Source organism: Geodermatophilus bullaregiensis, from assembly GCF_016907675.1.
Lineage (GTDB): Bacteria > Actinomycetota > Actinomycetes > Mycobacteriales > Geodermatophilaceae > Geodermatophilus > Geodermatophilus bullaregiensis.
In genome coordinates, this window is the sequence record NZ_JAFBCJ010000001.1 from 4632563 (window position 1) to 4658462 (window position 25900).

Genomic DNA, 25900 nt, shown 5'->3' on the forward strand with positions numbered 1-25900 from the left:
ACGGGCCCTCCCGGCGGGGAGCCCTCCGCGGGAGCCCACCGGCCGATCCGACTCCCCTTGGACGTGAGGTATGACCAGCCCCTTCTACCCGGGCCCCTACGGGAGCCCCTTCGACGACTTCCTCGCCCGCTTCACCGGCGGCGCACAGCAGCCGCAGCGCCAGCGGATCGACATCACCCAGTTCCTCAGCCAGCAGGCACGGGAGCTGGTCAACGCCGCGGCGCACCGGGCGGTGGCCTCCGGCAGCACCGACCTCGGCACCGAGCACCTGCTCTGGGCGATGACCGGGAACGAGACGACCCGCCAGTTCCTCGCCCGCACCGGCGTCGACCCCGACCAGCTGCGGTCCCAGCTCGAGCCGCAGCTCCAGCGTGGCGAGCCCCGCGACGAGCCCCCGTCGCTCACCCCGGCCGCCAAGCGCGCCCTGCTCGACGGGCACCAGGTCTCCCGCGCGCTGGGCTCGACCTACATCGGTCCCGAGCACCTGCTGTTCGCGCTCGCCGTCCACCCCGACTCCCCGGGCGGACGGGTGCTGCGCGAGCGCGGCGTGACCCCGGAGGCCCTCCAGCAGGCCGCCACGGGCGGTCCGCAGCCCGGCAGCGGCGGGCGTCCCGGCGGCCCCGGCCAGCCCGGCACGTCGACCACCCCGACGCTCGACGAGTTCGGCCGCGACCTCACCCAGCTGGCCCGCGACGGACGCATCGACCCGGTCATCGGCCGTGAGCTGGAGATCGAGCAGACCGTCGAGGTCCTCTCCCGGCGGCGGAAGAACAACCCGGTGCTCATCGGCGAGGCCGGCGTCGGCAAGACGGCGATCGTCGAGGGCATCGCCGCCCAGATCGTCGAGGGCGACGTGCCCGAGACCCTGCGCGGCCGGCGTCTGATCGAGCTCGACCTCACCGGCCTGGTGGCCGGCACCCGCTACCGCGGTGACTTCGAGGAGCGGCTCAAGAAGACGATGGACGAGATCTGCGAGCACTCCGACGAGGTCATCGTCTTCATCGACGAACTGCACACCGTCGTGGGCGCCGGCGTCTCGGAGGGCTCCGGCGGCGCGGGCGACATGCTCAAGCCGGCCCTGGCGCGCGGCGAGCTGCACGTCATCGGTGCCACCACGCTCGACGAGTACCGCCGCAATATCGAGAAGGACGCCGCCCTCGAGCGCCGGTTCCAGCCGATCCTGGTGGCCGAGCCGGGCGTCGAGGACACCGTGCAGATCCTCTGCGGGCTGCGCGACCGCTACGAGGCCCACCACGGGGTCCGCTTCACCGACGACGCGATCCGCGCTGCGGTGGACCTCTCCGACCGGTACGTGACCGACCGGCACCTCCCGGACAAGGCCATCGACCTCATCGACCAGGCCGGTGCCCGGGTGCGCCGGCGGGTGAAGACCCCGCCGACCGACCTGCGCGGCCTCGAGCAGGAGGTCGAGCGGCTGCAGCGGGAGAAGGACCAGGCCGTCGCCGCCGAGCAGTACGAGCGGGCCTCGGAGCTCCGCGACGAGCTGGCCGGGGCGCAGGCGCGGCTGGAGCAGGCGCGGTCGGGCGGCGGGCAGGCCGGCGTCCCGGAGGTCGGCGTCCAGGACATCGCCGAGGTGGTCTCCCGGTCCACCGGCATCCCGGTCGCCCAGCTCACCCAGGAGGAGATGGAGCGCCTGCTGCAGCTGGAGGAGCACCTGCACCGGCGGGTGGTCGGCCAGGACGACGCCGTCCGCGTGGTGGCCGAGGCCGTCCGGCGCTCCCGCGTCGGGCTCGGTGACCCCGACCGGCCGATCGGCAGCTTCCTGTTCCTCGGGCCCACCGGCGTCGGCAAGACCGAGCTGGCCCGCGCGCTGGCCGAGGCCCTGTTCGGCGACGAGGACCGGATGGTCCGGCTGGACATGAGCGAGTTCCAGGAGCGGCACACCGTCAGCCGCCTCGTGGGCTCCCCGCCCGGCTACGTCGGCTACGAGGACGCCGGGCAGCTGACCGAGGCCGTCCGCCGCCGTCCGTACTCGGTGGTGCTGCTCGACGAGATCGAGAAGGCGCACCCCGACGTCTTCAACACCCTGCTGCAGGTGCTCGACGACGGCCGGCTCACCGACTCGCAGGGCCGCACGGTCGACTTCACGAACACCGTGCTGGTCATGACGAGCAACCTGGGCTCGGAGCTCATCCAGGGCCGCAACGCCCCGCTGGGCTTCGGCACCGGCGACGGCGCGGCGGCCGACGCCGGCCTGCGCGACCGGCTGGTGCGGCGGCTGCGCGAGTCCTTCCGGCCGGAGTTCCTCAACCGGATCGACGAGATCGTGGTGTTCCAGCAGCTGGAGAGCGAGCAGCTGCAGCAGATCACCCGGCTGCTGCTGGAGGAGACCCGCCGCCGGCTGTCCGCCCAGGACATCGAGGTGGCCTTCACCGACGAGGCCGTCGCCTGGATCGCCGAGCGCGGCCACGAGCCGCAGTTCGGCGCCCGGCCGCTGCGCCGGGCGATCCAGCGGGAGGTCGACAACCCGCTGGCCCGGCTGCTGCTCGACGGCCGGTTGGGCTCCGGGCGGGCGGTGACCGTCGGCGTCCGCGACGGCGCGCTCGACCTCGCGGTGGCCGCCGCGGAGGTGGCCGGCCAGGTCTGAGCGGTCGGTCGCGACCGGGCCGCTGTGACCTGGCCCACCCGGCCCCTGACCAGCGCGGTCGGGGGCCGGGTGGGTTAGGTGCACCTTCCTTGCGGGCCTCCCGATATAGGTCACAATCGTGTTGTGGAAAGCGACGCGGGGCAGGTGGGGACGGTGCGGGTCGACGACGTCCGCACGCGCGACCGCGTGACCGCACTGCTGCTCGAGCACGGGCCGCAGACCGCCAGCGAGCTGGCCGGCCGGCTGGGCATCAGCCCGGCCGCCGTCCGGCGCCACCTCGACGCCCTGGCCGCGCGCGGCCGGGTCGAGGAGCGCGCGACACCGGGTGCGCACCGGGGGAGGGGCCGGCCCGCCCGGCGCTTCCACCTCACCGACGCCGGCCGGTCCGGGTTCGGGCACGCCTACGACGACCTGGCGCTCACCGCGCTGCGCTTCGTCGCCGCCTCCGGCGGGCCGGACGCCGTCCGCGCCGTCGCCGAGGCGCAGCTGGCGGGGCTGGAGCAGCGCGCCTCGGACGCCGTGGCCCGCGCCGCGGGCGCCCCGGTCGACCGGGCGCAGGCGCTCGCCGAGGCGCTGACGACCGAGGGCTACGCTGCCTCGGCCTCGGCGATCTCCGGCGGCGGGCAGCTCTGCCAGCACCACTGCCCGGTGGCGCACGTCGCGGCGGAGTTCCCGCAGCTGTGCGAGGCCGAGACGGCGGTGATCGGCCGGCTGGTGGGCACGCACGTCCAGCGCCTGGCCACCATCGCCCACGGCGACGGGGTCTGCACCACCCACATCCCCGGCCCGCGACGGCCGGGCCACGGGCCGGCCGGCAGCGGCCCGGACCACACCCGCGGGGGGAACAGATCCCTGCCCGCGGGCCCTGTACCAGGTGAGCGAGCAGCGCGGGTCCCGCGCACCGCACCGTCCACCAGCACCACCCCCACGAACGACCGGGAGAGGACGCCCGCATGACCAGCACGCAGCAGCCGGTGGCCGGCACGCCGCTGACGCAGGACGAGCAGATCGACCAGCTCGGCCGCTACCAGTACGGCTGGGCCGACACCGACGTGGCCGGGTCCACGGCCCGGCGGGGTCTGTCCGAGGAGGTCGTCCGCGACATCTCGGCGCTCAAGAGCGAGCCCGAGTGGATGCTCGAGCGCCGGCTCAAGGCCCTCAAGCTGTTCGGCCGCAAGCCCATGCCCGACTGGGGCTCGGACCTGTCCGGCATCGACTTCCAGAACATCAAGTACTTCGTGCGCTCGACCGAGGCGCAGGCCGCCTCCTGGGACGAGCTGCCCGAGGACATCAAGAACACCTACGACAAGCTGGGCATCCCCGAGGCGGAGAAGCAGCGGCTGATCTCCGGTGTCGCAGCCCAGTACGAGTCCGAGGTCGTCTACCACAAGATCCGCGAGGACCTCGAGGAGCAGGGCGTCCTGTTCCTCGACACCGACACCGCCCTCAAGGAGCACCCGGAGCTCTTCCGCGAGTACTTCGGCACGGTGATCCCGTCGGGCGACAACAAGTTCGCCGCACTGAACACCGCGGTGTGGTCGGGCGGCTCGTTCATCTACGTGCCCAAGGGCGTGCAGGTCGAGATCCCGCTGCAGGCCTACTTCCGGATCAACACCGAGAACATGGGGCAGTTCGAGCGGACGCTGATCATCGTCGACGAGGGTGCCTACGTGCACTACGTCGAGGGCTGCACCGCGCCGATCTACAAGTCGGACTCGCTGCACTCTGCGGTCGTCGAGATCATCGTCAAGAAGAACGCGCGCTGCCGGTACACGACCATCCAGAACTGGTCGAACAACGTCTACAACCTGGTCACCAAGCGGGCGATCGCCCACGAGGGCGCGACCATGGAGTGGATCGACGGCAACCTCGGCTCCAAGGTGACCATGAAGTACCCGGCCGTCTGGATGACCGGCGAGCACGCCAAGGGCGAGGTCCTGTCCATCGCCTTCGCGGGCGAGGGCCAGCACCAGGACGCCGGCGCCAAGATGGTGCACGCCGCGCCGCACACCTCCTCGACCATCGTGTCCAAGTCGGTGGCCCGCGGCGGCGGCCGGACGTCCTACCGCGGCCTCGTGCAGATCGACGAGGGCGCGCACGGATCCAGGTCGACGGTCAAGTGCGACGCCCTGCTGGTCGACACGATCAGCCGGTCGGACACCTACCCCTACGTCGACGTCCGCGAGGACGACGTGTCGATGGGCCACGAGGCGACCGTCTCCCGGGTCAGCGAGGACCAGCTCTTCTACCTGATGAGCCGCGGCCTGTCCGAGGACGAGGCCATGGCGATGGTGGTGCGCGGGTTCGTCGAGCCGATCGCCCGCGAGCTGCCCATGGAGTACGCCCTCGAGCTCAACCGCCTGATCGAGCTGCAGATGGAAGGTGCCGTCGGCTGATGTCGGCAGAGACCACCCCCGCCAACACCACCGGCCTCACCACCGAGTCGGCCACCCTCGCCGGCGAGCTGTTCGCCGAGGGCGTCGGTGCCCAGGCCGGCCCGCCGACCACCCCGGCCGCCGGCACCGGCAGCGCCGGGCAGGCCGCGCCGGGTGCGCACTCGCACGGCGGGCCGGCCCGCACCGGCTCGCCGTCCGAGCGGTTCACCTCCACCGACCCGGACGCCTTCGGCTCGCCCACCGGCCGCGAGGAGACCTGGCGCTTCACGCCCATGAAGCGGATCCGGCCGCTGCTGGACGGCGCCCCGTCGGATGCGCACCTGACGTGGACGACGGACCTGCCCGACGGCGTGGAGCTCACCGGCGTCGAGGCCGACGACCCGCTGCTCAAGGGTCTGCCCGAGCCGGTCGACCGGCTCGCCGCGCTGGCCCGCCGGCACAGTGGCGGCGCCGCCGTCGTCCGGGTGCCCGCCGAGGCGCAGCTCGACCGGCCGGTCGTCCTCGGCCTGGCCGGCACCGGTTCGGACGAGGTCGTGTGGGGCCAGCTCGTCGTCGAGGTCGGCGCGTACGCGAAGGCGACCGTCGTCCTCGACCACAGCGGCCTGGCGCGCTACGCCGGCGGCGTCGCCGTCCTCGTGGGCGACGGCGCGCAGGTCGAGCTCGTCTCGGTGCAGGAGTGGGCGCCCGGTGCCGTGCACGGCGGGCAGTTCGACGCCGTCGTCGGCCGCGACGCCTCCTTCAGCCAGGTCGTGGTCACCCTCGGCGGCGACCTCGTCCGGCTGGTCAGCAACGTGCAGTACGCCGGTCCCGGCGGGCGGGCGGAGCTGTTCGGGGTCTACTTCTCCGACGAGACCCAGCACCAGGAGCACCGGCTCTGGGTCGACCACGCGGTGCCCAACTGCACCAGCAACGTGCTCTACAAGGGCGCGCTGCAGGGCGAGGGCGCCCGCACGGTGTGGATCGGCGACGTCCGGATCCGCCCGGCGGCCACCGGCACCGACACCTACGAGCTCAACCGCAACCTCGTGCTCACCGACGGCGCCCGCGCCGACTCGGTGCCCAACCTGGAGATCGAGACCGGCGAGATCGTCGGCGCCGGCCACGCCAGCGCCACCGGCCGCTTCGACGACGAGCAGCTGTTCTACCTCTGCTCGCGCGGCATCGACGCCGAGACCGCCCGCCGCCTGGTGGTGCGCGGTTTCTTCGCCGACGTCGTCCAGCGGATCGGGCTGCCCGAGCTGCAGGACCGGCTGATGCGCTCGATCGAGACGCGCCTGGGCGCGCTGCCCGGCCTCGACGAGCAGCCGGTCGAGGTGGCCTGACCATGGCCTTCGAGCGGGTCTGCGGGCTCTCGGAGGTGCCGGAGGACGGCGCGCTGCGGGTCGAGCTGGCCGACGTCGACGTGGCCGTCGTCCGGTTCGAGGGCGGCGTCTACGCGATCCAGGACGTCTGCTCGCACGCCGAGGTCCCGCTGTCCGAGGGCGACGTCGAGGAGTTCGGCGGCGCCCCCACCATCGAGTGCTGGCTGCACGGGTCGTGCTTCGACCTGCGCACCGGCGAGCCCACCAACCTGCCGGCCACCGAGCCGGTCGACGTCTACCCGGTCCGCGTGGACGGGGAGGACGTGTACGTCGACACGCACGCCGACGGCACGCGCCCCCTGACCTCCGCCGACGACCGGGCCGCGAACTGAGGAGCGAGAAGACAAGTGTCCGTGCTGGAGATCCGCGATCTGCACGTCACCGTGGGCGAGGGGGACGACGCCAAGGAGATCCTCAAGGGCGTCGACCTGACCGTCCGCTCCGGTGAGACCCACGCGATCATGGGCCCGAACGGGTCGGGCAAGTCGACCCTGGCCTACTCGATCGCCGGGCACCCGAAGTACACGATCACCGGCGGCACGGTGACCCTCGACGGCGAGGACGTCCTCGCCATGAGCGTCGACGAGCGCGCCCGCGCCGGCCTGTTCCTCGCCATGCAGTACCCGGTCGAGGTCCCCGGCGTCTCGGTGTCGAACTTCCTGCGCACCGCGGCCACCGCGATCAAGGGCGAGGCGCCGAAGCTGCGCACCTGGGTCAAGGACGTCAGGACCGAGATGGCCGGCCTGGAGATGGACCCGGCGTTCGCCGAGCGCAACGTCAACGAGGGCTTCTCCGGCGGTGAGAAGAAGCGCCACGAGATCCTGCAGATGCGGCTGCTCAAGCCGCGCATCGCGATCCTCGACGAGACCGACTCCGGCCTCGACGTCGACGCCCTGCGGGTCGTCTCCGAGGGCGTCAACCGCACCCGCGAGGAGGGTGACGTCGGCGTCCTGCTGATCACCCACTACACGCGGATCCTGCGCTACATCACGCCCGACTTCGTGCACGTCTTCGTCAACGGCAGGGTCGTCGACGAGGGCGGCCAGGAGCTGGCCGACAAGCTCGAGGACGAGGGCTACGCCGCTTACGTCAAGGGCTCTCCGGAGGTCGCATCCGCATGACCCAGACCGTCTCGCGTCCCGGTACCGGGGCGCAGAGGGCCCCGCTGCCGCTGGACGTCGAGGCGATCCGGGCGGACTTCCCGATCCTGACGCGCACCGTGCGCGACGGGAAGCGGCTGGTCTACCTCGACTCCGGCGCCACCTCGCAGAAGCCGCGCAGCGTCCTCGACGCCGAGCGCGACTTCTACGAGAACCACAACGCCGCTCCGCACCGCGGTGCCCACCAGCTCGCCGAGGAGGCCACCGGCCTCTACGAGGCGGCCCGGGCGCGGATCGCGGACTTCATCGGCGGCGCCGTCGAGGAGGTGGTGTTCACCCGCAACACCACCGACGCGATCAACACCGTCGCCTACGCGCTGTCCAACGCCGCGACGGCGAAGGAGCCGTCCTTCCGCCGGTACGCCGTCGGCCAGGGCGACGAGATCGTCGTGACCCAGATGGAGCACCACGCCAACCTGGTGCCCTGGCAGCAGCTGTGCGAGCGCACCGGCGCCACGCTGCGCTGGCTGGGGCTCACCGACGACGGCCGCCTCGACCTCTCCGACCTGGCCACCGTGGTCAACGAGCGGACCAGGCTGGTCGCGGTCACCCAGCAGTCGAACATCCTCGGCACCATCAACCCGCTGGAGCCGATCGTGGCCCGCGCGCGCGAGGTCGGGGCGCTGGTGCTGGTCGACGGCGCCCAGTCGGTGCCGCACCAGCCGGTCGACGTCGCCACCCTCGGCGCGGACTTCCTGGTGTTCTCCGGGCACAAGATGCTCGGGCCCACCGGCGTCGGCGTGCTCTGGGGCCGCTACGAGGTCCTCGACGCGCTGCCGCCGTTCCTCACCGGTGGCTCGATGATCGAGGTCGTGCGGATGGAGGGCAGCACCTTCATGCCGCCGCCGCAGCGCTTCGAGGCCGGCGTGCCGATGACCGCCCAGGTGGTCGGGCTCGGTGCTGCCGTCGAGTACCTGCAGGCCCTGGGGATGGACCGGGTGCAGGCGCACGAGGAGGCGCTGACCGGCTACGCCCTCGAGCAGCTGCAGGCGATCCCGGGCGTCACCGTCATCGGCCCGCCGGACACCGTCGCGCGCGGGGGAGCGGTGTCGTTCACCGTTGAGGGCATCCACCCGCACGACGTCGGCCAGGTCCTCGACGACCTCGGCGTCGCCGTGCGCGTGGGGCACCACTGCGCCTGGCCGGTGGTCCGGCGCTACGGCGTCCCGGCGACCACGCGCGCCACGTTCTACGTGCACACCGGCTACGACGACGTCGACGCGCTGGTGGAAGGTGTGCGGGCCGCGCAGCGTTTCTTCGGAGTGACGCCGGAGGAGGCAACCGCCTGATGCAGCTGCAGTCGATGTACCAGGAGATCATCCTGGACCACTACCGCAACCCCCACGGCCGCGGGCTGCGCGAGCCGTTCGAGGCCGAGGTGCACCACGTCAACCCCACGTGCGGTGACGAGGTCACCCTGCGGGTGCACCTGGACGGCGAGACGATCGCCGACGTCTCCTACGAGGGCATGGGCTGCTCGATCAGCCAGGCGTCGGTGTCGGCGATGTACGACCTGGTCGTCGGGAAGTCGGTGACCGACGCGCTGGGCACCGGCGACCACTTCATGACGCTGATGCAGAGCAAGGGCGACGCGTCCGTGGCGGAGGAGCTCGAGGACGAGCTCGAGGACGCCGTGGCGTTCGCCGGGGTGTCGAAGTACCCGGCGCGCATCAAGTGCGCGCTGATGAGCTGGATGGCCCTCAAGGACGCATCCGCCCGCGCGATGGCGGCCACCCCCGTGCCGGTCGCCCATCCCGCCACCCCAACAGGAGGACAGGCATGAGCGAGAGCACCGAGAACGCCACCCCGGCCACCGACGGCGCGCCGGGCGACCTGCCGGCCTACAAGTCGGCCCTGCTCGAGGACGTCGAGGAGGCCATGCGCGACGTGGTCGACCCCGAGCTCGGCGTCAACGTCGTCGACCTGGGCCTCGTCTACGGCATCGACGTCGACGACGACAACGTCGCGATCCTGGACATGACGCTCACCTCGGCGGCCTGCCCGCTGACCGACGTCATCGAGGACCAGGCGCGCACCGCCCTGACCGGCGGCCCCGGCCCCGGCCTGGTCGACGACATCCGGATCAACTGGGTCTGGATGCCGCCGTGGGGCCCCGACAAGATCACCGACGACGGTCGCGAGCAGCTGCGCGCGCTCGGCTTCCGCGTCTGACGCAGGACTCCTCCGCCCCCCACCCCGCGCACGCTCGGGGCGGGGCCGTGCGGAGGGGCCGTTCCACCGCGTCACGACCTCACGGCTGCCCGCGCCCTCCGGGGCGCGGGCAGCCGTCGTCCGGGGCACCGCGTGGCACGTCGGCGCCGCGGACGTCGCCCGCGTCACCGCCCTGCCACGGGCAGGCAGGTTGTCGATGGCGGGCAACCGGGTAGGGCGCCAGCGATCTGCGCACCCGCGCAGCCCGAGGAGCACCGCATGAACGAGACCTTCCGCCTGGGCCGCATCGCCGGCATCCGGGTCGGCGTGAACGCCAGCGTCCTGGTGATCGTGCTGATCATCGCCGGCGGCCTGGCGCTGGGCCGGTTCCCGCTGGTCCTGCCCGGCCGCAGCAGCCTGGCCTACGCCGCCGCCGCCCTGGTGGCCGCGGCGGCCTTCCTCGCCTCGCTCCTGGCGCACGAGCTGGCCCACGCGCTGGTCGCCCGGCGCAACGGGGTCGAGGTCGAGGGCATCACCCTGTGGCTGCTGGGCGGGGTGGCCCGGCTGCGCGGCGGCGCGCGGACCCCCGGGGCGGAGTTCCGCATCGCCGGCGTCGGCCCGCTGACCAGCCTCGTCCTCGGCGCGCTGTTCATGGCGGCCGCCGTCCTGGCCCGGCTGGCCGGCGCCGGCGGGCTGCCCGTGGCCGTCCTGGACTACCTCGCGGTCATCAACGTCTCGCTGGCCCTCTTCAACCTGGTCCCGGCGGCCCCGCTCGACGGCGGGCGGCTACTGCGGGCGCTGCTGTGGTGGCGGCGCGGCGACCCGTGGTCCTCCGCGGTGACGGCGTCCCGGGCCGGGCGGTTCTTCGGCTTCGCGCTCGTCGCCCTCGGCGTCCTCCAGCTGGTCACCGGCCGGGGGCTCGGCGGACTGTGGCTGGCGCTGATCGGCCTGTTCCTGGTCAACGCCGCGACCGCCGAGGAGCAGCACGCCCGCGCGTCCGCGCGGCTCGGCGGGCTGGCCGTCGGCCGGGTGATGAGCGGCCCGGTGCTGCTCGCCGACCCGGAGCAGCCGGTCGAGCAGTTCCTGCACGAGGTGGCGCTCGTGCACCGGTTCAGCACCTACCCGCTGGTCGACCGCGGCGGCGCGCTGGTGGGCCTGGTCACCCTCAACCGGCTCCGGGCGGTGCCCGCGCACGCCCGGGCGACGACGCGGCTGCGCGACGTCGCGTGCCCGCCGGCGGAGATCCCGACCGCCCGCCCGGAGGAGCCGCTGCTCGACCTGCTCGGCCGGATGCAGGGGTGCAGCGACGGGCGGGCGGTGGTCCTCGACGGCGGCCGCGTGGTCGGCGTGGTGTCCCCGAGCGACGTCACGCGGGTCCTGCAGCTGGCCGACCTGGCCGCCGCCGGCCGGCACCCCTCCGCCGGGGGCGGGGCCGACGTCGCCCGGCTGCCCCACCCCGGGCCGCGCTGACCATCCTGCAGCACGGCGCTCAGCGGAGCTCGGCCAGGCGCGAGGCGGAGGAGGGCGTCGGCAACAGCTCGCGGCGGGCGCCCACGGCGAGCAGGGCGACGCCGGTCAGCAGGGCGGCGGCGACCGGCCACACCAGGGCGGAGAGGGCCAGGGCCAGGGTCGTGCCCACGGCCGTCGCAGCGCCGATCTCCAGCGGCGCGCGCACGCCGGTCGCGGCGGCGGCGACCATCGTGACCGCGCAGGCGACGAGCAGCACGACGGGCCGGACCGCACCCGGCAGCACCACGGCCATCGCCGCCGACGGCACCGCGGCCAGCAGCAGAGCCGGCCCCCAGGCCGGCCACGACGCCGCCTCTACCAGGCGCGGTCCCTGGGCGAGCAGCAGCCCGGTCGCCAGCGGCAGCGTGTACGCCTCCACGACGTGGACGTCGCCGCCGGACACCGCGAGCCAGACGGCGACGACCGCCTGGGCGGCGCCGACGCGCCAGGCGGACGACGGCGGGTGCTCGTCGACGGGCCGGGCGGACCAGACCGCCCACTCGACGGTGACCACGGCCTGCACGAGCAGCAGCAGCGCCACGACGTCCCGATCGGCCTGCAGGGCGACGAGCACCACCGCGGCAGCCGCGCTCCCAGCGGCGGCGACCAGGGTGCCGGCCCGGTCCGCGGCGGGCATCGGCGCGGCGGCCAGCAGCCCGACGCCGTAGACCACGGTGAGGACGACGGCCGCCGGCACCGCGCCCAGCCAGCCCGCCGGGACCGACAGCACCGCGGCCGCGGCCAGGCAACCGATCGCCCAGGGCAGCGCCGACGCCCGCTCGCCGGACCGCCGTCCCGCGACCAGGAGTGTCGGGACGGCCGTGAGCAGGAACAGCGCGACGAGCGCGCCCCACTCGCCGCGGGCCGACGACGGCGCCACGGCGGCCAGCGCCATGACGGAGCCGGCGGCGACCGCGACCGGCCGGAACAACCCGCGGCGCCAGCCGTGCAGGTACTCGGGCAGGGTCGAGGCCAGCAGCACACCGGCGGACCCCACCGCGGTGGTGCCCGGGGTGCCCAGCGTGGCCAGCGAGCCGGACACCGCCGCTCCGGCCACCGCGCCGGCCAGCACCGGGACGGCGACCGGCGGGCCGAGCAGCGCGTCCAGGTCGGTCCGCAGGCGCGCCGCCAGCAGCCCCGCGGCGGCCGCGACCACCAGCAGCGCCGCCAGGTGCCGGGCGGCGCCCGCGCCCGACCACGCCGTCGTCAGACCGCCGGCCACGCCGGCGACCCACCAGGGGAAGGTCGTCAGCAGGGCGACCCGGGCCACGAGCCGCCGTCCTCCGAGCGCGAGGCCCAGGCCGACCAGGGTGACGGCCAGGAACAGCGAGGGGTGCAGCGGGTCGGGGACGGCGTCGACGACCCGGAGCACCGCGAGCTGCAGGAACGCCCACGCGGCCAGCGACCAGCCGGCCGTGGTGGGCGCGAGCACCCGCAGGGCGAGGACGAGGGCCACCAACCCGGCGAGGGCGATCGCGTTCCCGGGCCCCGACCCCCAGGAGGCGGTGCCGGCGAGGCCGGCGGCGCTGAGCGCGAGCGCCTCCCCGGTGCTGCGCAGCCCGCTCGCCGCCGCGGCGAGCGAGAGGCCCGCGGCCGCGACGGCGAGAGCCAGCGAGAGGTAGCGGGCCGACGCGCCGCCGTCGACGGCCGACAGCGCGGCGAGCACCACCAGCGCTGCCCCGACGCCGAGCAGCACGTGCAGCGGCCGGGTGTGCGAGGGCAGCCGGGATTCGCCCACTCCCCGACCGTAGGGGCGGGGAGGGGCGGAACGCGCGCCGATCACCGGATCGGGACGTCGGTGGTGCGGTCCACGTGGTGGGGCCCGTGGTGACCAGCCGACGGGCCGGGGCCCGGTGCTGCGTCCTCCGGCTCGATCCAGCCCGGGCGGATCAGTTCGTGCTCGTAGGCGAAGACGACCAGCTGCACCCTGTCGTAGACGTGCAGCTTGGCCAGCAGGTGTCCGATGTGCGTCTTCACGCTGCTCGGAGCCAGGTCCAGTGCCGTGGCGATCTCGAGGTTCGTCAGGCCCCGCGCGACGAGGCGCAGCACGTCGCGTTCCCGGACCGTGAGCGCGGCGACCGCAGGGTCCGCGCCGTCGGACGCGATCCGCGGCATGCTGCCGGCGCGCAGGTCGAGCAACCGTCTGGTGATCGAGGGGGACAGGAAGGCGTGACCCGCCGCGATCACCCGGACGGCGTGCACCAGCTCCTCCGGGGTCGCGTCCTTGACGAGGAACCCGCTGGCGCCGGCCCGCAAGGCGTCGATGATGTGCTCGTCGAGGTCGAAGCTGGTCATCACCAGGACCCGGACCGGCGTCCCGCCGGCCATGGCCACCAGCCGCCTCGTCGCCTCGATGCCGTCCATGATCGGCATGTGCAGGTCCATCACGACGACCGACGGCCGTAGCCGCGCGGCCATCCGCACGACCTCCGCGCCGTCGCCCGCCACACCGGCCACCGACAGGTCGGGCTCGGCGTCGAGACAGGTGCGCAGGGCCGTCCGCATCAGTGGCTGGTCGTCGGCGATGACGACCGTCGTCGTCATCGGGCGCTCCCCCCGGCCATCGGGAGCTCGGCCGTCACCCGGAACCCCGAGTCGGCGTCCGGGCCTGCGTGCAGGTCCCCGCCGAGCATCGCGACCCGCTCGCGCATGCTGATCAGCCCGTGGCCCAGGGACGTCGACCCGGTGACCCCACGTCCCCGGTCCCGCACCTCCACGCCCAGGGCCGCCTCGCCGTAGGTGAGCGTGACGCTGGCGCGCGTCGGTCCCGCGTGCTTCAGGCTGTTGGTCAGCGACTCCTGGATGATCCGGAAGGCGTGCAGCTCCACGGCGGCGGGCAGGTGCCGCGGCGTCCCGACGACCGTCAGGTCGACCGGCAGCCCGGCCTGCTGCAGCCCGGTGAGCAGCCACGGCACGCTCTGCAGGCTCGCCGGCGCCGGGGACCCGGTGTCCGCGTCGCCCGTCCTCAGCAACCCGAGCAGGCGACGCAGGCCCTGCACGGCGTCCCGACCGACGGTCTCGATCGAGGCCAGCGCGTCCAGGGCGGTCCCGGGCTGCTCGTCGAACACCCGCCGGGCCGCCGCCGCCTGCGCCACCATCACGCTCACGTCGTTGGCGACGACGTCGTGCACCTCACGGGCGATGCGTTCCCGCTCCTGCCGCACGGCCGACCGGATCCGGCCGTCCTGCTCGCGTGCCAGCACGGCGGTCCGCTGCTCGGCGAGCGTCGTCCGCGCACGGCTCAGGGCCACGCCGTAGCCGACCGTCACGACGGCCGACACCGACACGAGGTACACGTAGAACTGGTCGTCGTCGAGCGGCATGACCCCGGTGGACGAGCCCACCGCCAGTGCACCGACGTACGCCGCCGTGGCCGAGCCGCTGAGCAGCGGCCGCTTCGCGACCGCCACGGCGTACAGGGCGATCAGCACGCCGAGGGGCAGCGGTGCAGGGCGGTGACCGAACGCCTGGTAGGCGACGTCCGCCGCGCCGTTCAGGGCGAGGACCGACAGCGGGGCAGCCCGCCGGAAGGCCAGCGCGAGCGCGCCCGCCACCAGGAACGACCTCCCGACCAGGTCCGGTGGGGGCAGCGTCACCTGGTCGTGGTCGGTCAGCGAGACCGTGAAGCCGATCTCCAGGAGGACGGCCACCAGCACGGCCAGCACGAGGTCGCCTCCGGACACCGACCTCTGGCTGTCGGAGCCGGTACTCCTCATCCCCGTGACCTCCCCCGAGGAGGACACCGGTCTCCCCCTGTGGTGCCCGCCGGGACGCCGGATGGTGCGCATCGCACTGTCCCGCAGGAGGACGCGGACGGGCAAGGGATCTCGTTAGCGTCCAGCCGCGCACTCTCCGGCCGTCCGGGGCGGGAAGCCGTTCGCCGGAGCGGCGCGGAGCACCACACGACTCGGATCCGATCGGAGAGGGTCACCCATGGTGAGCTGGCTGATCGGGTCCGCCGTGCGGCTGCGTCGCCTGGTGGTCGCGGGTGTCGTCGCGGTGCTGGCGCTGGGGCTGGTGCAGTTGCAGCAGGCGACGGTCGACGTCTACCCGGAGTACGAGCCGACGGTCGTGCAGGTGCAGACCGAGGCGTTGGGCCTCTCCGCGCTGGAGGTCGAGCAGCTGATCACCGTCCCGCTGGAGCAGAACCTGCTCAACGGCATCCCGCGGCTCGCGGAGATCCGCTCCCGTTCCATGTCCGGGCTCTCGGTCGTCGACCTGGCCTTCGAGACGGGTACCGAGCTCTACCTCGCCCGCCAGCTGGTGCAGGAGCGGATGGCGCGCAGCAGCCTGCTGCCCAAGGTCGGGCACCCGCCGACCATGATCCAGGCGACGGCCAGCGCGAGCCGCGTCGCCATGGTCGGCATGCGGTCGGACGACGTCCCGCTCATCGAGATGTCCGTCCTCGCCCAGTGGCACATGCGGCCCAGGCTGATGAGCATCCCGGGCGTCGCCAACGTCTCGATCTGGGGACTGCGGGACCGCCAGCTGCAGGTGCGGATCGACCCGGAGCGGCTGGTCGCCAGCAACGTCACGCTGACCCAGCTCATCACCACCACGGGCAACGCGCTGTGGGTGTCCCCGCTGAGCTTCGTGCAGGCGTCCACGCCGGGCACGGGCGGGTTCCTCGAGTCGCCGAACCAGCGCATCGGCGTCCAGCACGTCTCGCCCGTCACCGACTCCGGTCAGCTGGCCGACGTGACCGTCCAGCGAGCCGACGGTGCACCCGTCCGGCTCGGGGACGTCGCCGACGTCCGGGAGGACCACCCGCCGTTGATCGGCGACGCCAGCTCCGCCGGCGAGCAGGGGCTCGTGCTGGTCGTCGAGCGCTTCCCGGACGCCGACACGGCCCAGGTCGGCCGCGACGTGGAGGCCGCGCTCGAGGCGATGGCGCCCGGGCTGTCCGGCATCACCCTCGACCCCACGGTCTACCAGCCGAGGGCGTACCTGGACACTGCGCTGGGACGTCTCGGCCTCGCCGTGCTGATCGGCCTGCTGCTCGCGTTCGCCGTGGTCCTCGTGGTCTCGTCCTCGTGGCGGGTCGCGGTCATCGCCGTCGTCTCGGTCGCGACCTCGCTGGTCGGTGCCCTGTACGTGCTGCACCTCCGGGACACGACGCTCACCACCATGACCGTCGTCGGGCTCGCCGCCGTCACGGCCCTCGTCGTCGACGACGCGGTCGGGGACGCGCTGGAGCTGCGCGCGCGCTTCGACCGCCGCCGCGAGGCCGGGGACTCGCCGGTCGGCGCCCTGGTCGCGGGCGCACTGGTCCCGCGGCGCGGCGCCCTGGCCTACGCGACGGTCGTCGTCCTGGTCGCCGTGACCCCGCTCCTGCTGCTGAGCGGGACGGCCGGTGCGTTCGCCCGGCCGGCGGTGCTGAGCTTCGCCCTCGCCGCCCTGCTCTCCCTGCTGGTGGCTCTCGTCGTCACGCCGACCCTGGCCGTCGCGCTGCTCGGTGGGCGGGGCGCCCGCCCGGCCCCGCCTCCCCGGTCCACCGGCTGGGTCCACCGGGGGGTCGACCGGCTGGCGCCGTCCGTCGGGCGCCGGGGCCCCGCCGTGGTGGCCCTGGTGCTGCTCCTCGGGCTGGGCGTCGTCGCCGGTGTCCAGTTCCGTCCCGATGGCGTGCTCCCGGAGCCGCACGAGCGCAACGTGCTGGTCCGGCTCGAGGCCGCGCCGGGGACGTCCCTCGGCGAGATGGACCGGATCACCGGTCGCGCCGCCGGGGAACTGCGGGGCCTGCCCGGCGTCGAGTCCGCCGCCACCCACGTCGGACGAGCGGTCGGCGGGGACGCGGTCGTGGACGTGGACGCCGGCGAGATCTGGCTCGCCATCGGTGAGGACGCCGACCACGCCGCCACCCTCGACGCGATCCGGGCGACGGTGGCCGGCTACCCCGGTCTGGCCGGCGAGGTCCGCTCCTACGTGCAGGGCCGGCTGGCGTCGGCCGGTGACCCCCGGGGGGACGAGCTGGTCGTCCGGGTCTACGGCCAGGACTTCGGCACCATCCGCGAGACGGCGGACATGGTGCAGGAGGCCCTCGCCACGGTGGAGGGCGTGGTCACGCCCGTGGTGGAGCCGCAGCCCCGCCAGCCCGTCGCGGAGGTGCGCGTGGACCTGGACGCCGCCCAGCAGTACGGCGTCAAGCCCGGGGACGTGCGACGTGCCGCCAGCACCGTGGTCTCCGGACTGGTGGTGGGCAGCCTCTACGAGCAGCAGGCGATCTTCGAGGTCGTCGTCTGGGGCGACGCGGCCACGCGGCAGAGCATCCTCGACATCGAGGCCCTGCTGATCGACACCCCGTCCGGAGCGCAGGTGCCGCTGGGTGCCGTCGCCGACGTCGTGCAGACCTCCGATCCGACGGTCATCACGCACGACGCCGTCTCCCGGAGCCTGGACGTCACCGCACGGGTCCAGGGCCGGGACCGCGGTGAGGTCTCGGACGACGTGACCACCCGGTTGCAGGAGCTCAGCTACCCCTACGAGTACCGCGCCGAGGTGATCGACGACGCCGGCGACCGCGCCGACGTGCAGCAGTGGCTCGTCCTGGCCGTCCTGGTCGTCGTGGGGCTGGTCTTCCTGCTGCTGCAGGCGGCCACGAGCAGCTGGCGCGGGGCCGCGGCGCTGGTGCTCTGCCTGCCTCTGGCCGGCGTGGGCGGTCTCGCCGCCGGGACGCTGCTGGGCAGCGCCGGCTCGCTGCCGGTGCTCGCGGCGATCGCCTCCGCGGTGGCGCTGGCGGTCCGGCAGGCACTGGTCCTGGTGCGCCGGGCGCAGGCGCTCGCCGCCGGGACCGGCGTGCGGGACGCCACCGCGGCGATGCGACGGGCGGTCGAGGAGAAGGCGCCGGCGGTGGTGGTCGTCGTCCTCACCACCGCCGCGGCCTTCCTGCCGGCCGCGGTCGTGCCGCGCGGCGCCGGGCTGGAGCTGCTGGGCCCGTTCGCGGTCACCCTGCTGGCCGGGCTGGTCACGTCCACGCTGGTCGTCCTCGTCCTGGTCCCCGCGCTCCTCCCGGCCGTCGGGGCCCTGACCCCGACCACCGGCGGACCCGACGACGTCTTCGCCGGGCGACACGAGGCCCGCGAGGACGACGAGGACGTGGAGGACGACGAGGACGAGGGCGTCCGGCAGGAGACGGGCCCGCGGCGGGCCGACGGCCGGCCGGGCACGGGACGGGAGCGAGGGAGCACCGTGATGACCAGCAGCCCCGCCAGGCTCGCGTCGTTCCTCGTCGCCGCCGGCCTGGTCGTGACCGGGTGCTCGGGGACCGCGCAGGGAACCGACGCGGCGGCCGGCGAGGAGCCCGCCGTGCTGGAAGTGGCCGACGACGGCGAGCCGGGGCGGATCACCCTCACCAGGGAGGCCCGGGATCGCATCGGGCTCGAGACCGAGGCGGTCGCGACGTCGCCGGACGGGCTGTCCATCCCCTACGGAGGGGTCGTCTACGACAACGAGGGAGAGGCGTGGACCTTCGCCGTGGTCGGTGAGCGGACCTACCAGCGCGCCCCGATCAGCATCCTCGACATCGTCGACGACCGGGCGCTGCTCGGCGCGGGTCCCGCACCCGGCACCGAGGTGGTGACCGTGGGCGCCGCCTTGCTGGTGGGCGTGGAGGCGGGCATCAGCGGTGGTGAGTGACGGTGGCCCGGCGGACGCTGATGGCCTGGACGGTCGCCACCAGCCTGAGGTTCCGGTACCTGGTCGCCGCCGGCGGTGTCCTGCTCATGGGGCTGGGCGTCGTCCTCCTCCCGCAGTCGCGCCTGGACGTGTTCCCCGAGTTCGCGCCCCCCCGGGTGATCGTCCAGACCGGGGCGCTGGGGCTCGCGACGACCGACGTCGAGGAGCTGATCACCGTCCCGCTCGAGCAGGCGCTCAACGGTGTGGAGGGTCTGGACGTCCTCCGGTCCAAGTCGGTGCCCCAGCTGTCCAACATCGAGCTCGTCTTCGAGTCCGACGTCGACCTGATGGAGGCCCGGCAGCTCGTGCAGGAACGGATCGCCGGGGTCTCGGCGACCCTGCCGTCGTGGGCCGCGCCGCCGGAGATCCTCGCGCCCGCCTCGGCGACCGCCCGTGCCGTCAAGATCGGGATCACGTCGACGGACCACTCGCTCATCCAGGTGTCGGTGTCGGCGTACTACGTGATCAGGGCGCGGCTCATGGCGGTGCCGGGCGTCGCGAACGTGATGCTGTGGGGGCAGCGCAAGGACCAGCTCCAGGTCCAGGTGGACCCGGCCGCGATGGCCGAGCTGGACGTGACGCTCGAGCAGGTGATGCGGACGACGTCGGAGTCGGTCGACTCCGGTCTGCTCCGGTTCCACCCCGGCTCCATCATCGGCACGGGCGGCGTGATCGAGACGCCCAACCAGCGGCTGGACGTGCGCAACGTGCTGACCGTCTTCACGCCGGCCGACCTCGCCGAGGTCCCCGTGCAGACCACCGACGGCCGGACGGTCCGCATCGGGGACGTCGCCACCGTCGTCCAAGGGCACCAACCCCTGATCGGCGAGGCGGTCGTCAACGGCGGTCCCGGGATGCTCCTGGTCGTGGAGAAACTGCCCTGGGCGGACACGGTCGAGCTGACCCGTGGCATCGAGGAGGTCGTCCGCGCGCTGGAGCCGGGGCTGCCCGGCGTCCAGATCGACACCACGATCTTCCAGCAGGCCGGGTTCATCGAGACGGCCATCGACAACCTCACCGAGGCCATGCTCCTGGGCTTCCTGCTGGTCGCCGTGATCCTCGCGCTGTTCCTCTTCGAGTGGCGGGTCGCGCTGATCAGCCTGCTCACCATCCCGCTCTCCCTGGTCGCCGCGCTCCTGGTGCTGTACTCCCGGGACCAGACGATCAACACGATGACGTTGGCCGGGCTGGTGATCGCCCTCGGGGCAGTGGTCGACGACGCGATCATCGACGTCGAGAACATCGTCCGGCGGCTGCGCCTGAACCGGCTGTCGGGCAGTCCCTCCTCGACGGCGTCGGTGATCCTCCGGGCCTCGCTCGAGGTGCGGAGCCCGATCGTCTTCGCCACGCTCATCATCGTCGCGGCGGCGATCCCCGTGTTCCTCCTGGAGGGGCTGACCGGGGCCTTCTTCCGGCCGTTGGCGCTGTCCTACACGCTGGCGATCGTCGCGTCGCTGGTGGTCGCGCTGACCGTGACCCCGGCGCTGGCGCTCATCCTGCTCCGCAACGCTCCCGTCGAGCGCCGGGAGTCGCCGCTGGTGCGGGTACTGCAGCACCGCTACACGCGGGTGCTGGAGCGCACCATCCACCGGCCGCGCCGCCTCTACGCCGGCGCCCTGGCGGTCGTCCTGCTCGGCCTGCTCGTGACCCCCACCCTCGGGCAGGCCCTCCTCCCGCACTTCAAGGAGCGGGACTTCCTCATGCACTGGGTCGCCCAGCCCGGGACCTCGGTCACGGAGATGTACCGCATCTCCCTGGCGGCCAGCGAGGAGCTCAGACAGATCCCCGGGGTGCGCAACTTCGGTGCGCACATCGGCCAGGCGGTCGCCGGTGACGAGGTCTACGGCGTGAACTTCGGCGAGAACTGGGTCAGCATCGACCCGTCCGTCGACTACGACGAGACCATCGCGGCGATCGACGCGGTGATCGCCGACTACCCCGGCCTGTTCCGCGACCGCAAGACCTACCTGGACGAGCGCGTCAAGGAGGTGGTCGCAGGCGGGAGCGAGCCCATCGTCGTCCGGCTCTTCGGTCCCGACCTCGACGTGCTCCGCGGACAGGCGGCCGAGATCGAGGACGTCCTCACCGGCGTCGAGGGCACCGCGAACGCACACGTCGACATCTCCAGCGACATCCCGCAGGTGGAGGTGCAGGTGGACCTGGCGGCGGCGGCCCGGTACGGGCTCAAGCCGGGGGACGTGCGACGCGCGGCCGCGGCGCTGGTGGCAGGGGAGGAAGTCGGCGACAACTGGCAGGAGGGCCGGGCGTACGACGCCGTGGTCGTGGGGCTGCCCGAGGTGCGCAGCAGCGTGCCGGCCATCCAGGGCCTCCTGATCGACACACCGTCCGGACAGCGGGTCCGCCTGGGCGACGTGGCCGGCGTGACCCTCCAGCCCAGCCCGAACGCCATCGAGCGGGAGGACGGGTCCCGGCACCTGGACATCCTGGCGGACGTGTCCGGCCGCGACCTGGGGTCGGTCGGGGAGGACGTGGCCGCAGCGCTGGCCGACCGCGGCCTCCCTCGCGGGTACCACGCCGAGCTGCTGGGTGAGTACCAGGAGCAGGAGGCGGCGCAGGCGCGGTTGCTCGCCACCGCGGGGATCGCCCTCGCCCTGGTCGTCCTGCTGCTGCACGCGTCGCTGGGCGGCTGGCGGCCCACCCTCCTGGTCCTGCTCACCCTGCCGATGGCCCTGATCGGGGGCGTGCTGGCCGCGTTCGCCACCGGGGGGGTCCTCTCCATCGGCTCCCTCGTCGGGTTCTTCACGGTGTTCGGCATCGCGGCCCGCAACGGCATCCTGCTGATCAACCACGCGCAGCACCTGGAGCGGGAGGAGGGGGAGACGTTCGGTCTCGCCCTGGTGCTGCGGGCCGCGCGGGAGCGGCTGTCGCCCATCCTCATGACGTCGCTGGCCACCGGGCTGGCCCTGGTGCCCCTCGTGGTCCTGGGCGACCGCCCGGGGCACGAGATCGAGCACCCGCTCGCGGTGGTCATCCTGGGCGGCCTGTTCACCTCCACGCTGCTCAACCTCTTCGTGACGCCGGCCCTGTACCTGCGCCTCGGTCGTCCGCGGACCGACGAGCGCAACCGGCACCTGCTCGGGCGGGGGACGGCCCCGGCCGGCTGAACCGCCCCGTGCACCGGCGGGCGGGGAGGCGGTACCGGGGGTCAGCGCATCTGCGCGACCCAGGCGACGGCCTCCCGCGCCTGCTGCCGGCGGCGCTCGTAGGTGGCCCCCACGACCAGCAGGAGCAGGCCGGCGGTGGCGAGGGTGACCCAGCGCGGCACCAGCGGCGCGTAGGACGACAGCCGGCCCAGGACCACGAAGGCCAGCGTCGCGGCGCCGACCACGAAGGGCGCCTGCCGGTGGGTGAGCGTGCCGCCGACGGTCAGGACGGCCGCCGCGGCGACCACCAGGACCAGGCGCAGCGACGTCGGGTCGGTGACGACCACCATCGCCGAGGGCACCAGCGCGACCGCCACCGCCCCGCCCTCCGCCGCCCAGGAGCCGGCGCGTGCCCGCAGTGCCGGCAGCGCGAGGAGCAGCAGGCCGGCGGCGGCGGGCAGCGAGTAGACCTCCGGCGTCCGGACGTCGGCCCCGGCCGCGGCGATCCAGCCGGCGACCACGAGGTCGGCGACGGCGAGCACCGCCACGGGCCGCCGCCGCGCGACGACGGCGTAGACGCCGGCGGCCGCGCCCGCGACGGCGAGGTCGACCCCCACCTGCCCCCAGGCCCCGGCGGTGCCGGCGACCACGCCCGCCAGCAGGCCGCTGCCTGCGCCGACCGCGGCCGCGGCCACCTCCTCGGGCCACCGCGCCCGGAGGGCGGCCATGCCGAAGGCCACCGCGGCGAGCAGCGCGAGGAGCAGCCCCGCGACCTCCGGGCCGAGCAGCCCGGCGTCGACGGCCAGCAGCACCGCCGGAACCGGGAGTGCCAGGGCCGTGCCCGTCGCCGCGGGACGCACCTCCGGACGCAGCAGGGCGGCCAGCGCCGCCGGCACGGCAGCGGCGAGGGCCAGCAGCGCCAGCAGGTCGGTGCGGCCGGCGGTGGCGAGCACCGCGGCGCCGGCCCCGGCCAGCGTGAGGCTCGCGCCCAGCAGGCCGGCGAGCACGGCGGGCGCCGAGCGCACCGGCGCCGCGGCCGCGAGCAGCACCAGCCCGAGCCCGGCCCCGGCCACGGACCCGGCCACCCCCGTCCCCGTGCCGGCGAGCGACCCGCTCAGCGCCAGGGCCGGGAGCCCCGCGGCGCCGGCGGCGACCGGGCGCAGGTCGGGGACCAGCCGCAGCTCGCGCAGGAGGGGGACGGCCACGGCGCCGGCGGTGACCAGGACGCCGGTGGCGGTCCACGACTGCAGCGACCCGAGCTCCCAGGCCACCCCGATGCCACGCAGCACACCGGCCGCCGTCCACAGGCCGGCCAGGGCGAGGGCAAGCCGGTGCAGCGACGGGCGCAGGGCCAGCACCACGAGGACGTCGGCCAGCGCCGTCCCGAGGGCCACCGCCGCCCCGGCCGCCTGCCCGGCCGCGGGCTCCGGCAGGAGCAGCAGCCCGACCGGCTGGGCGGCCAGCAGCGCGACGACCGGCCAGGTGACGGTGCTGCGGGTCAGCCGCCCGAGCCCCAGCGCGACCAGCGCGACGGCCGCGCCGGAGAGCCCGGTCCACAGCCGCTCCGGCACCGCGTCGACGCCCCACAGGCCCAGGGCGTGCGCCGCCCCGAGGTCGACGGCCAGCAGTGCGGCACCGGCGGCCGCGAGCGCCTCCTCGGTGGCCCGCAGCCCCCGCCGGGCGGTCCAGGCCGACGTGGCCATCGCGGTGGCCGTGACGGTGGCCATGACCGCCGCCTGGAAGGTCACCCCGAGCCGGGTCCAGGCGACCGCCACGAAGGCGAGGGCGGCGGCCACCACGAGCAGCGCGCCGAGGCCCAGCAGCACCTGCTGCGGGCTGATCCGCCGGCGCGGTGCCGGGGGCGGCACGGGCGGGAGAGGCGGGGGAGGCGTGGGCGACGACGGGGCCGTCGGCGGGGCCGGCGGCCAGGCCGGGACGGGCACCCTCCCGGCGGCCGGGGCGGCCGGGCCGGGGGCGGCCGCGCGGAGCGTCGCCACCAGCGCGTCCCGCTCGCGGGCGAACTCCTCGATCGTCGCGCCCAGCCGCGCGACGACCGTCGCCGCCTGGCCGACGGCCGGCAGCCCGCACGTCGGGCAGGGCGCGGGCGCCGGTGCGGCGGGTGTGCCGCAGACGGGGCAGGGCGGGCCCCAGGGAGCGTCCGTCCAGGTCATGCCGGCATGGTGGCGGCACGGACGGCGCCGCGGAACGGGTCCTCCCCCGTCTGTGGAGGGCCGGTGCCGCCGACGTCACCGGGAATCGGCTCGGGATCCGGCGCCGGAGCGCCTACCCTGGGATCAGTGATCACGACGACCGGCCTGGAACTGCGCGCCGGCGCCCGCATCCTCCTCGGCGACGTCGACCTGCGCGTGCAGGCCGGCGACCGCATCGGTCTGGTCGGGCGCAACGGCGCCGGCAAGACGACGATGCTCACCACGCTGGCCGGTGAGCGCCTCCCTCATGCGGGCAGGGTCGAGGTGAGCGGCGAGATCGGCTACCTGCCGCAGGACCCGCGCAGCGGCGACCTCGACACCACCGCCAGCGACCGCGTGCTCTCCGGCCGCGGCCTCGACGTCCTCAAGGCGCAGCTGGTCAAGGCGCAGGTGGCCATGGCCGAGCCGGCCGACGACGCCGAGCGCGACCGCGCCGTCCGCCGCTACGGCCGCCTCGAGGACCAGTTCGCCGCCCTCGGCGGGTACGCCGCCGAGAGCGACGCCGCCCGCATCTGCACCGCGCTCGGCCTGCCCGACCGGGTGCTGGGGCAGCCGCTGCGCACCCTCTCCGGCGGCCAGCGGCGCCGGGTCGAGCTCGCCCGCATCCTGTTCTCCGACGCCGAGACGCTGCTGCTCGACGAGCCCACCAACCACCTCGACGCCGACTCGATCACCTGGCTCAAGTCGTTCCTCGCCGCGCACAAGGGCGGGCTGGTCGTCATCAGCCACGACGTCGAGCTGCTCGACGCCGTCGTCAACAAGGTGTGGCACCTCGACGCCAACCGGGCCACCGTCGACGTCTACAACCTCGGCTGGAAGGCCTACCTGACCCAGCGGGAGACCGACGAGCGCCGTCGCCGGCAGGAGCGGGCCAACACCGAGCGCAAGATCGACGCGCTGTCCGCGCAGGCCGACAAGATGCGCGCCAAGGCCACCAAGGCCAAGGCCGCGCAGAGCATGGACAAGCGCGCCCAGCGGCTGGCCGCCGGGCTCGAGGCCGTGCGGGTGCAGGACCGGGTGGCCAAGCTGCGGTTCCCGACGCCGGTGTCGTGCGGGAGGACGCCGCTCACCGCCGAGGGCCTGTCGAAGAGCTACGGCTCGCTCGAGGTGTTCACCGACGTCGACCTCGCCGTCGACCGGGGCGCGCGGGTGGTCGTCCTCGGGCTCAACGGCGCCGGGAAGACGACGCTGCTGCGCATGCTGGCCGGCACCGAGGTCCCCGACACCGGCGAGGTGCGCCCCGGGCACGGCCTGCGGATCGGCTACTACGCGCAGGAGCACGAGACCCTCGACCACGACCGGTCGCTGCTGGAGAACATGCGCGCGGCCGCGCCGCAGAGCACCGACACGGAGCTGCGGCGGATCCTCGGCGCGTTCCTGTTCTCCGGCGACGCCGCCGACCAGCGGGCCGGCACGCTCTCCGGCGGGGAGAAGACCCGGCTGGCCATGGCCACGCTGGTCGTCTCCGGCGCCAACGTGCTGCTGCTCGACGAGCCGACCAACAACCTCGACCCGGCCAGCCGCGAGCAGGTCCTCGACGCGCTGCGCACCTACGCCGGCGCGATCGTGCTCGTCACCCACGACGAGGGCGCGGTGCGCGCGCTCGACCCCGACAAGGTGATCATGCTGCCCGACGGCACCGAGGACGCCTGGAGCGAGGACCTCGCCGACCTCGTCGAGCTCGCGTAGCGCTCCGTCACTGCCGTCCTCGCGGACGGCACCGCGGCCAC

The 25900-nt window shown here is 74.4% G+C and carries 17 protein-coding genes; 13 read left to right on the forward strand and 4 right to left on the reverse strand.

What is annotated here, in order from left to right; translation table 11 throughout:
• Nucleotides 1–70 precede the first annotated feature (70 nt).
• The 10 genes from JOD57_RS22205 to JOD57_RS22250 all read left to right on the forward strand — a co-directional run bounded on the left by JOD57_RS22205 (nucleotide 71) and on the right by JOD57_RS22250 (nucleotide 11146).
• Nucleotides 71–2608 (forward strand): ATP-dependent Clp protease ATP-binding subunit, encoded by a 2538-nt coding sequence (locus JOD57_RS22205; protein WP_239568739.1) that lies wholly within the window; start codon nucleotides 71–73, stop codon nucleotides 2606–2608.
• 123 nt (nucleotides 2609–2731) lie between these two features.
• A complete protein-coding gene (locus JOD57_RS22210) occupies nucleotides 2732–3565 on the forward strand; it encodes a helix-turn-helix transcriptional regulator (protein ID WP_204694005.1) in 834 nt (277 codons plus the stop codon).
• Nucleotides 3562–5004 carry a Fe-S cluster assembly protein SufB gene (gene sufB, locus JOD57_RS22215; protein WP_204694006.1) on the forward strand — a complete coding sequence of 481 codons (1443 nt, stop codon included), beginning with the start codon at nucleotides 3562–3564 and terminating at the stop codon, nucleotides 5002–5004. The genes JOD57_RS22210 and sufB overlap by 4 nt, the downstream gene beginning before the upstream one ends.
• Nucleotides 5004–6326 carry a Fe-S cluster assembly protein SufD gene (sufD, locus tag JOD57_RS22220; RefSeq protein ID WP_204694007.1) on the forward strand — a complete coding sequence of 441 codons (1323 nt, stop codon included), beginning with the start codon at nucleotides 5004–5006 and terminating at the stop codon, nucleotides 6324–6326. Before sufB ends, sufD begins: the two co-directional genes overlap by 1 nt.
• Before the next feature lie 2 nt (nucleotides 6327–6328).
• Entirely contained in the window at nucleotides 6329–6697 is a 369-nt protein-coding gene (locus JOD57_RS22225) for a non-heme iron oxygenase ferredoxin subunit (RefSeq protein WP_204694008.1), read from the forward strand.
• A 15-nt stretch (nucleotides 6698–6712) separates the two neighbouring features.
• On the forward strand, nucleotides 6713–7486 hold the full coding sequence (sufC, locus tag JOD57_RS22230) for a Fe-S cluster assembly ATPase SufC (protein ID WP_204694009.1): 774 nt from the start codon (nucleotides 6713–6715) through the stop codon (nucleotides 7484–7486).
• The gene (locus tag JOD57_RS22235) at nucleotides 7483–8814 is read left to right on the forward strand and encodes a cysteine desulfurase (protein ID WP_204694010.1); all 1332 of its coding nucleotides are present in this window, start codon (nucleotides 7483–7485) and stop codon (nucleotides 8812–8814) included. Before sufC ends, JOD57_RS22235 begins: the two co-directional genes overlap by 4 nt.
• Nucleotides 8814–9308 (forward strand): Fe-S cluster assembly sulfur transfer protein SufU, encoded by a 495-nt coding sequence (sufU, locus tag JOD57_RS22240; RefSeq protein WP_204694011.1) that lies wholly within the window; start codon nucleotides 8814–8816, stop codon nucleotides 9306–9308. Before JOD57_RS22235 ends, sufU begins: the two co-directional genes overlap by 1 nt.
• Nucleotides 9305–9697, forward strand: a complete 393-nt coding sequence (locus JOD57_RS22245) for a metal-sulfur cluster assembly factor (protein ID WP_204694012.1) — start codon at nucleotides 9305–9307, stop codon at nucleotides 9695–9697. The genes sufU and JOD57_RS22245 overlap by 4 nt, the downstream gene beginning before the upstream one ends.
• 258 nt (nucleotides 9698–9955) lie before the next feature.
• Nucleotides 9956–11146: a site-2 protease family protein gene (locus JOD57_RS22250; protein ID WP_204694013.1), complete on the forward strand. Its 1191-nt coding sequence runs from the start codon at nucleotides 9956–9958 to the stop codon at nucleotides 11144–11146.
• A gap of 19 nt (nucleotides 11147–11165) precedes the next feature.
• Here JOD57_RS22250 and JOD57_RS22255 read toward each other — a convergent pair whose 3' ends face one another.
• Genes JOD57_RS22255 through JOD57_RS22265 form a run of 3 tightly spaced genes read right to left on the reverse strand, consistent with a single transcriptional unit; the run spans nucleotide 11166 to nucleotide 14901 of the window.
• Nucleotides 11166–12923 (reverse strand): SCO7613 C-terminal domain-containing membrane protein, encoded by a 1758-nt coding sequence (locus JOD57_RS22255; protein WP_204694014.1) that lies wholly within the window; start codon nucleotides 12921–12923, stop codon nucleotides 11166–11168.
• A gap of 41 nt (nucleotides 12924–12964) precedes the next feature.
• Entirely contained in the window at nucleotides 12965–13729 is a 765-nt protein-coding gene (locus JOD57_RS22260; protein WP_204694015.1) for a response regulator, read from the reverse strand.
• The gene (locus JOD57_RS22265) at nucleotides 13726–14901 is read right to left on the reverse strand and encodes a sensor histidine kinase (protein ID WP_204694016.1); all 1176 of its coding nucleotides are present in this window, start codon (nucleotides 14899–14901) and stop codon (nucleotides 13726–13728) included. Before JOD57_RS22265 ends, JOD57_RS22260 begins: the two co-directional genes overlap by 4 nt.
• A 217-nt stretch (nucleotides 14902–15118) precedes the next feature.
• On the opposite strand from JOD57_RS22265, the gene JOD57_RS22270 reads away from it, so the two are divergent.
• Complete coding sequence (locus JOD57_RS22270) at nucleotides 15119–18817, forward strand: efflux RND transporter permease subunit (protein ID WP_204694017.1); 3699 nt, start codon at nucleotides 15119–15121, stop codon at nucleotides 18815–18817.
• Nucleotides 18818–18819: 2 nt separating this feature from the next.
• The gene (locus JOD57_RS22275) at nucleotides 18820–21981 is read left to right on the forward strand and encodes an efflux RND transporter permease subunit (protein ID WP_204694018.1); all 3162 of its coding nucleotides are present in this window, start codon (nucleotides 18820–18822) and stop codon (nucleotides 21979–21981) included.
• 41 nt (nucleotides 21982–22022) lie between these two features.
• Here the strand turns inward: JOD57_RS22275 and JOD57_RS22280 are convergent, their stop codons facing one another.
• On the reverse strand, nucleotides 22023–24131 hold the full coding sequence (locus JOD57_RS22280; RefSeq protein ID WP_204694019.1) for an SCO7613 C-terminal domain-containing membrane protein: 2109 nt from the start codon (nucleotides 24129–24131) through the stop codon (nucleotides 22023–22025).
• A 126-nt stretch (nucleotides 24132–24257) separates the two neighbouring features.
• Between JOD57_RS22280 and JOD57_RS22285 the strand changes: the two genes are divergently transcribed.
• Nucleotides 24258–25859, forward strand: a complete 1602-nt coding sequence (locus JOD57_RS22285) for an ABC-F family ATP-binding cassette domain-containing protein (protein WP_204694020.1) — start codon at nucleotides 24258–24260, stop codon at nucleotides 25857–25859.
• The last annotated feature ends 41 nt before the right edge of the window (nucleotides 25860–25900 follow it).

Bases quoted from the DNA above. Each gene is read 5' to 3' on its own strand.
- sufU (WP_204694011.1), top strand. From the start codon at position 8,814: ATGCAGCTGCAGTCGATGTACCAGGAGATCATCCTGGACCACTACCGC.
- JOD57_RS22260 (WP_204694015.1), bottom strand. From the start codon at position 13,729: ATGACGACGACGGTCGTCATCGCCGACGACCAGCCACTGATGCGGACG.
- JOD57_RS22265 (WP_204694016.1), bottom strand. From the start codon at position 14,901: ATGAGGAGTACCGGCTCCGACAGCCAGAGGTCGGTGTCCGGAGGCGAC.
- JOD57_RS22280 (WP_204694019.1), bottom strand. From the start codon at position 24,131: ATGACCTGGACGGACGCTCCCTGGGGCCCGCCCTGCCCCGTCTGCGGC.
- JOD57_RS22250 (WP_204694013.1), top strand. From the start codon at position 9,956: ATGAACGAGACCTTCCGCCTGGGCCGCATCGCCGGCATCCGGGTCGGC.
- JOD57_RS22270 (WP_204694017.1), top strand. From the start codon at position 15,119: ATGGTGAGCTGGCTGATCGGGTCCGCCGTGCGGCTGCGTCGCCTGGTG.
- JOD57_RS22235 (WP_204694010.1), top strand. From the start codon at position 7,483: ATGACCCAGACCGTCTCGCGTCCCGGTACCGGGGCGCAGAGGGCCCCG.
- sufB (WP_204694006.1), top strand. From the start codon at position 3,562: ATGACCAGCACGCAGCAGCCGGTGGCCGGCACGCCGCTGACGCAGGAC.
- JOD57_RS22245 (WP_204694012.1), top strand. From the start codon at position 9,305: ATGAGCGAGAGCACCGAGAACGCCACCCCGGCCACCGACGGCGCGCCG.
- JOD57_RS22205 (WP_239568739.1), top strand. From the start codon at position 71: ATGACCAGCCCCTTCTACCCGGGCCCCTACGGGAGCCCCTTCGACGAC.
- sufD (WP_204694007.1), top strand. From the start codon at position 5,004: ATGTCGGCAGAGACCACCCCCGCCAACACCACCGGCCTCACCACCGAG.
- JOD57_RS22225 (WP_204694008.1), top strand. From the start codon at position 6,329: ATGGCCTTCGAGCGGGTCTGCGGGCTCTCGGAGGTGCCGGAGGACGGC.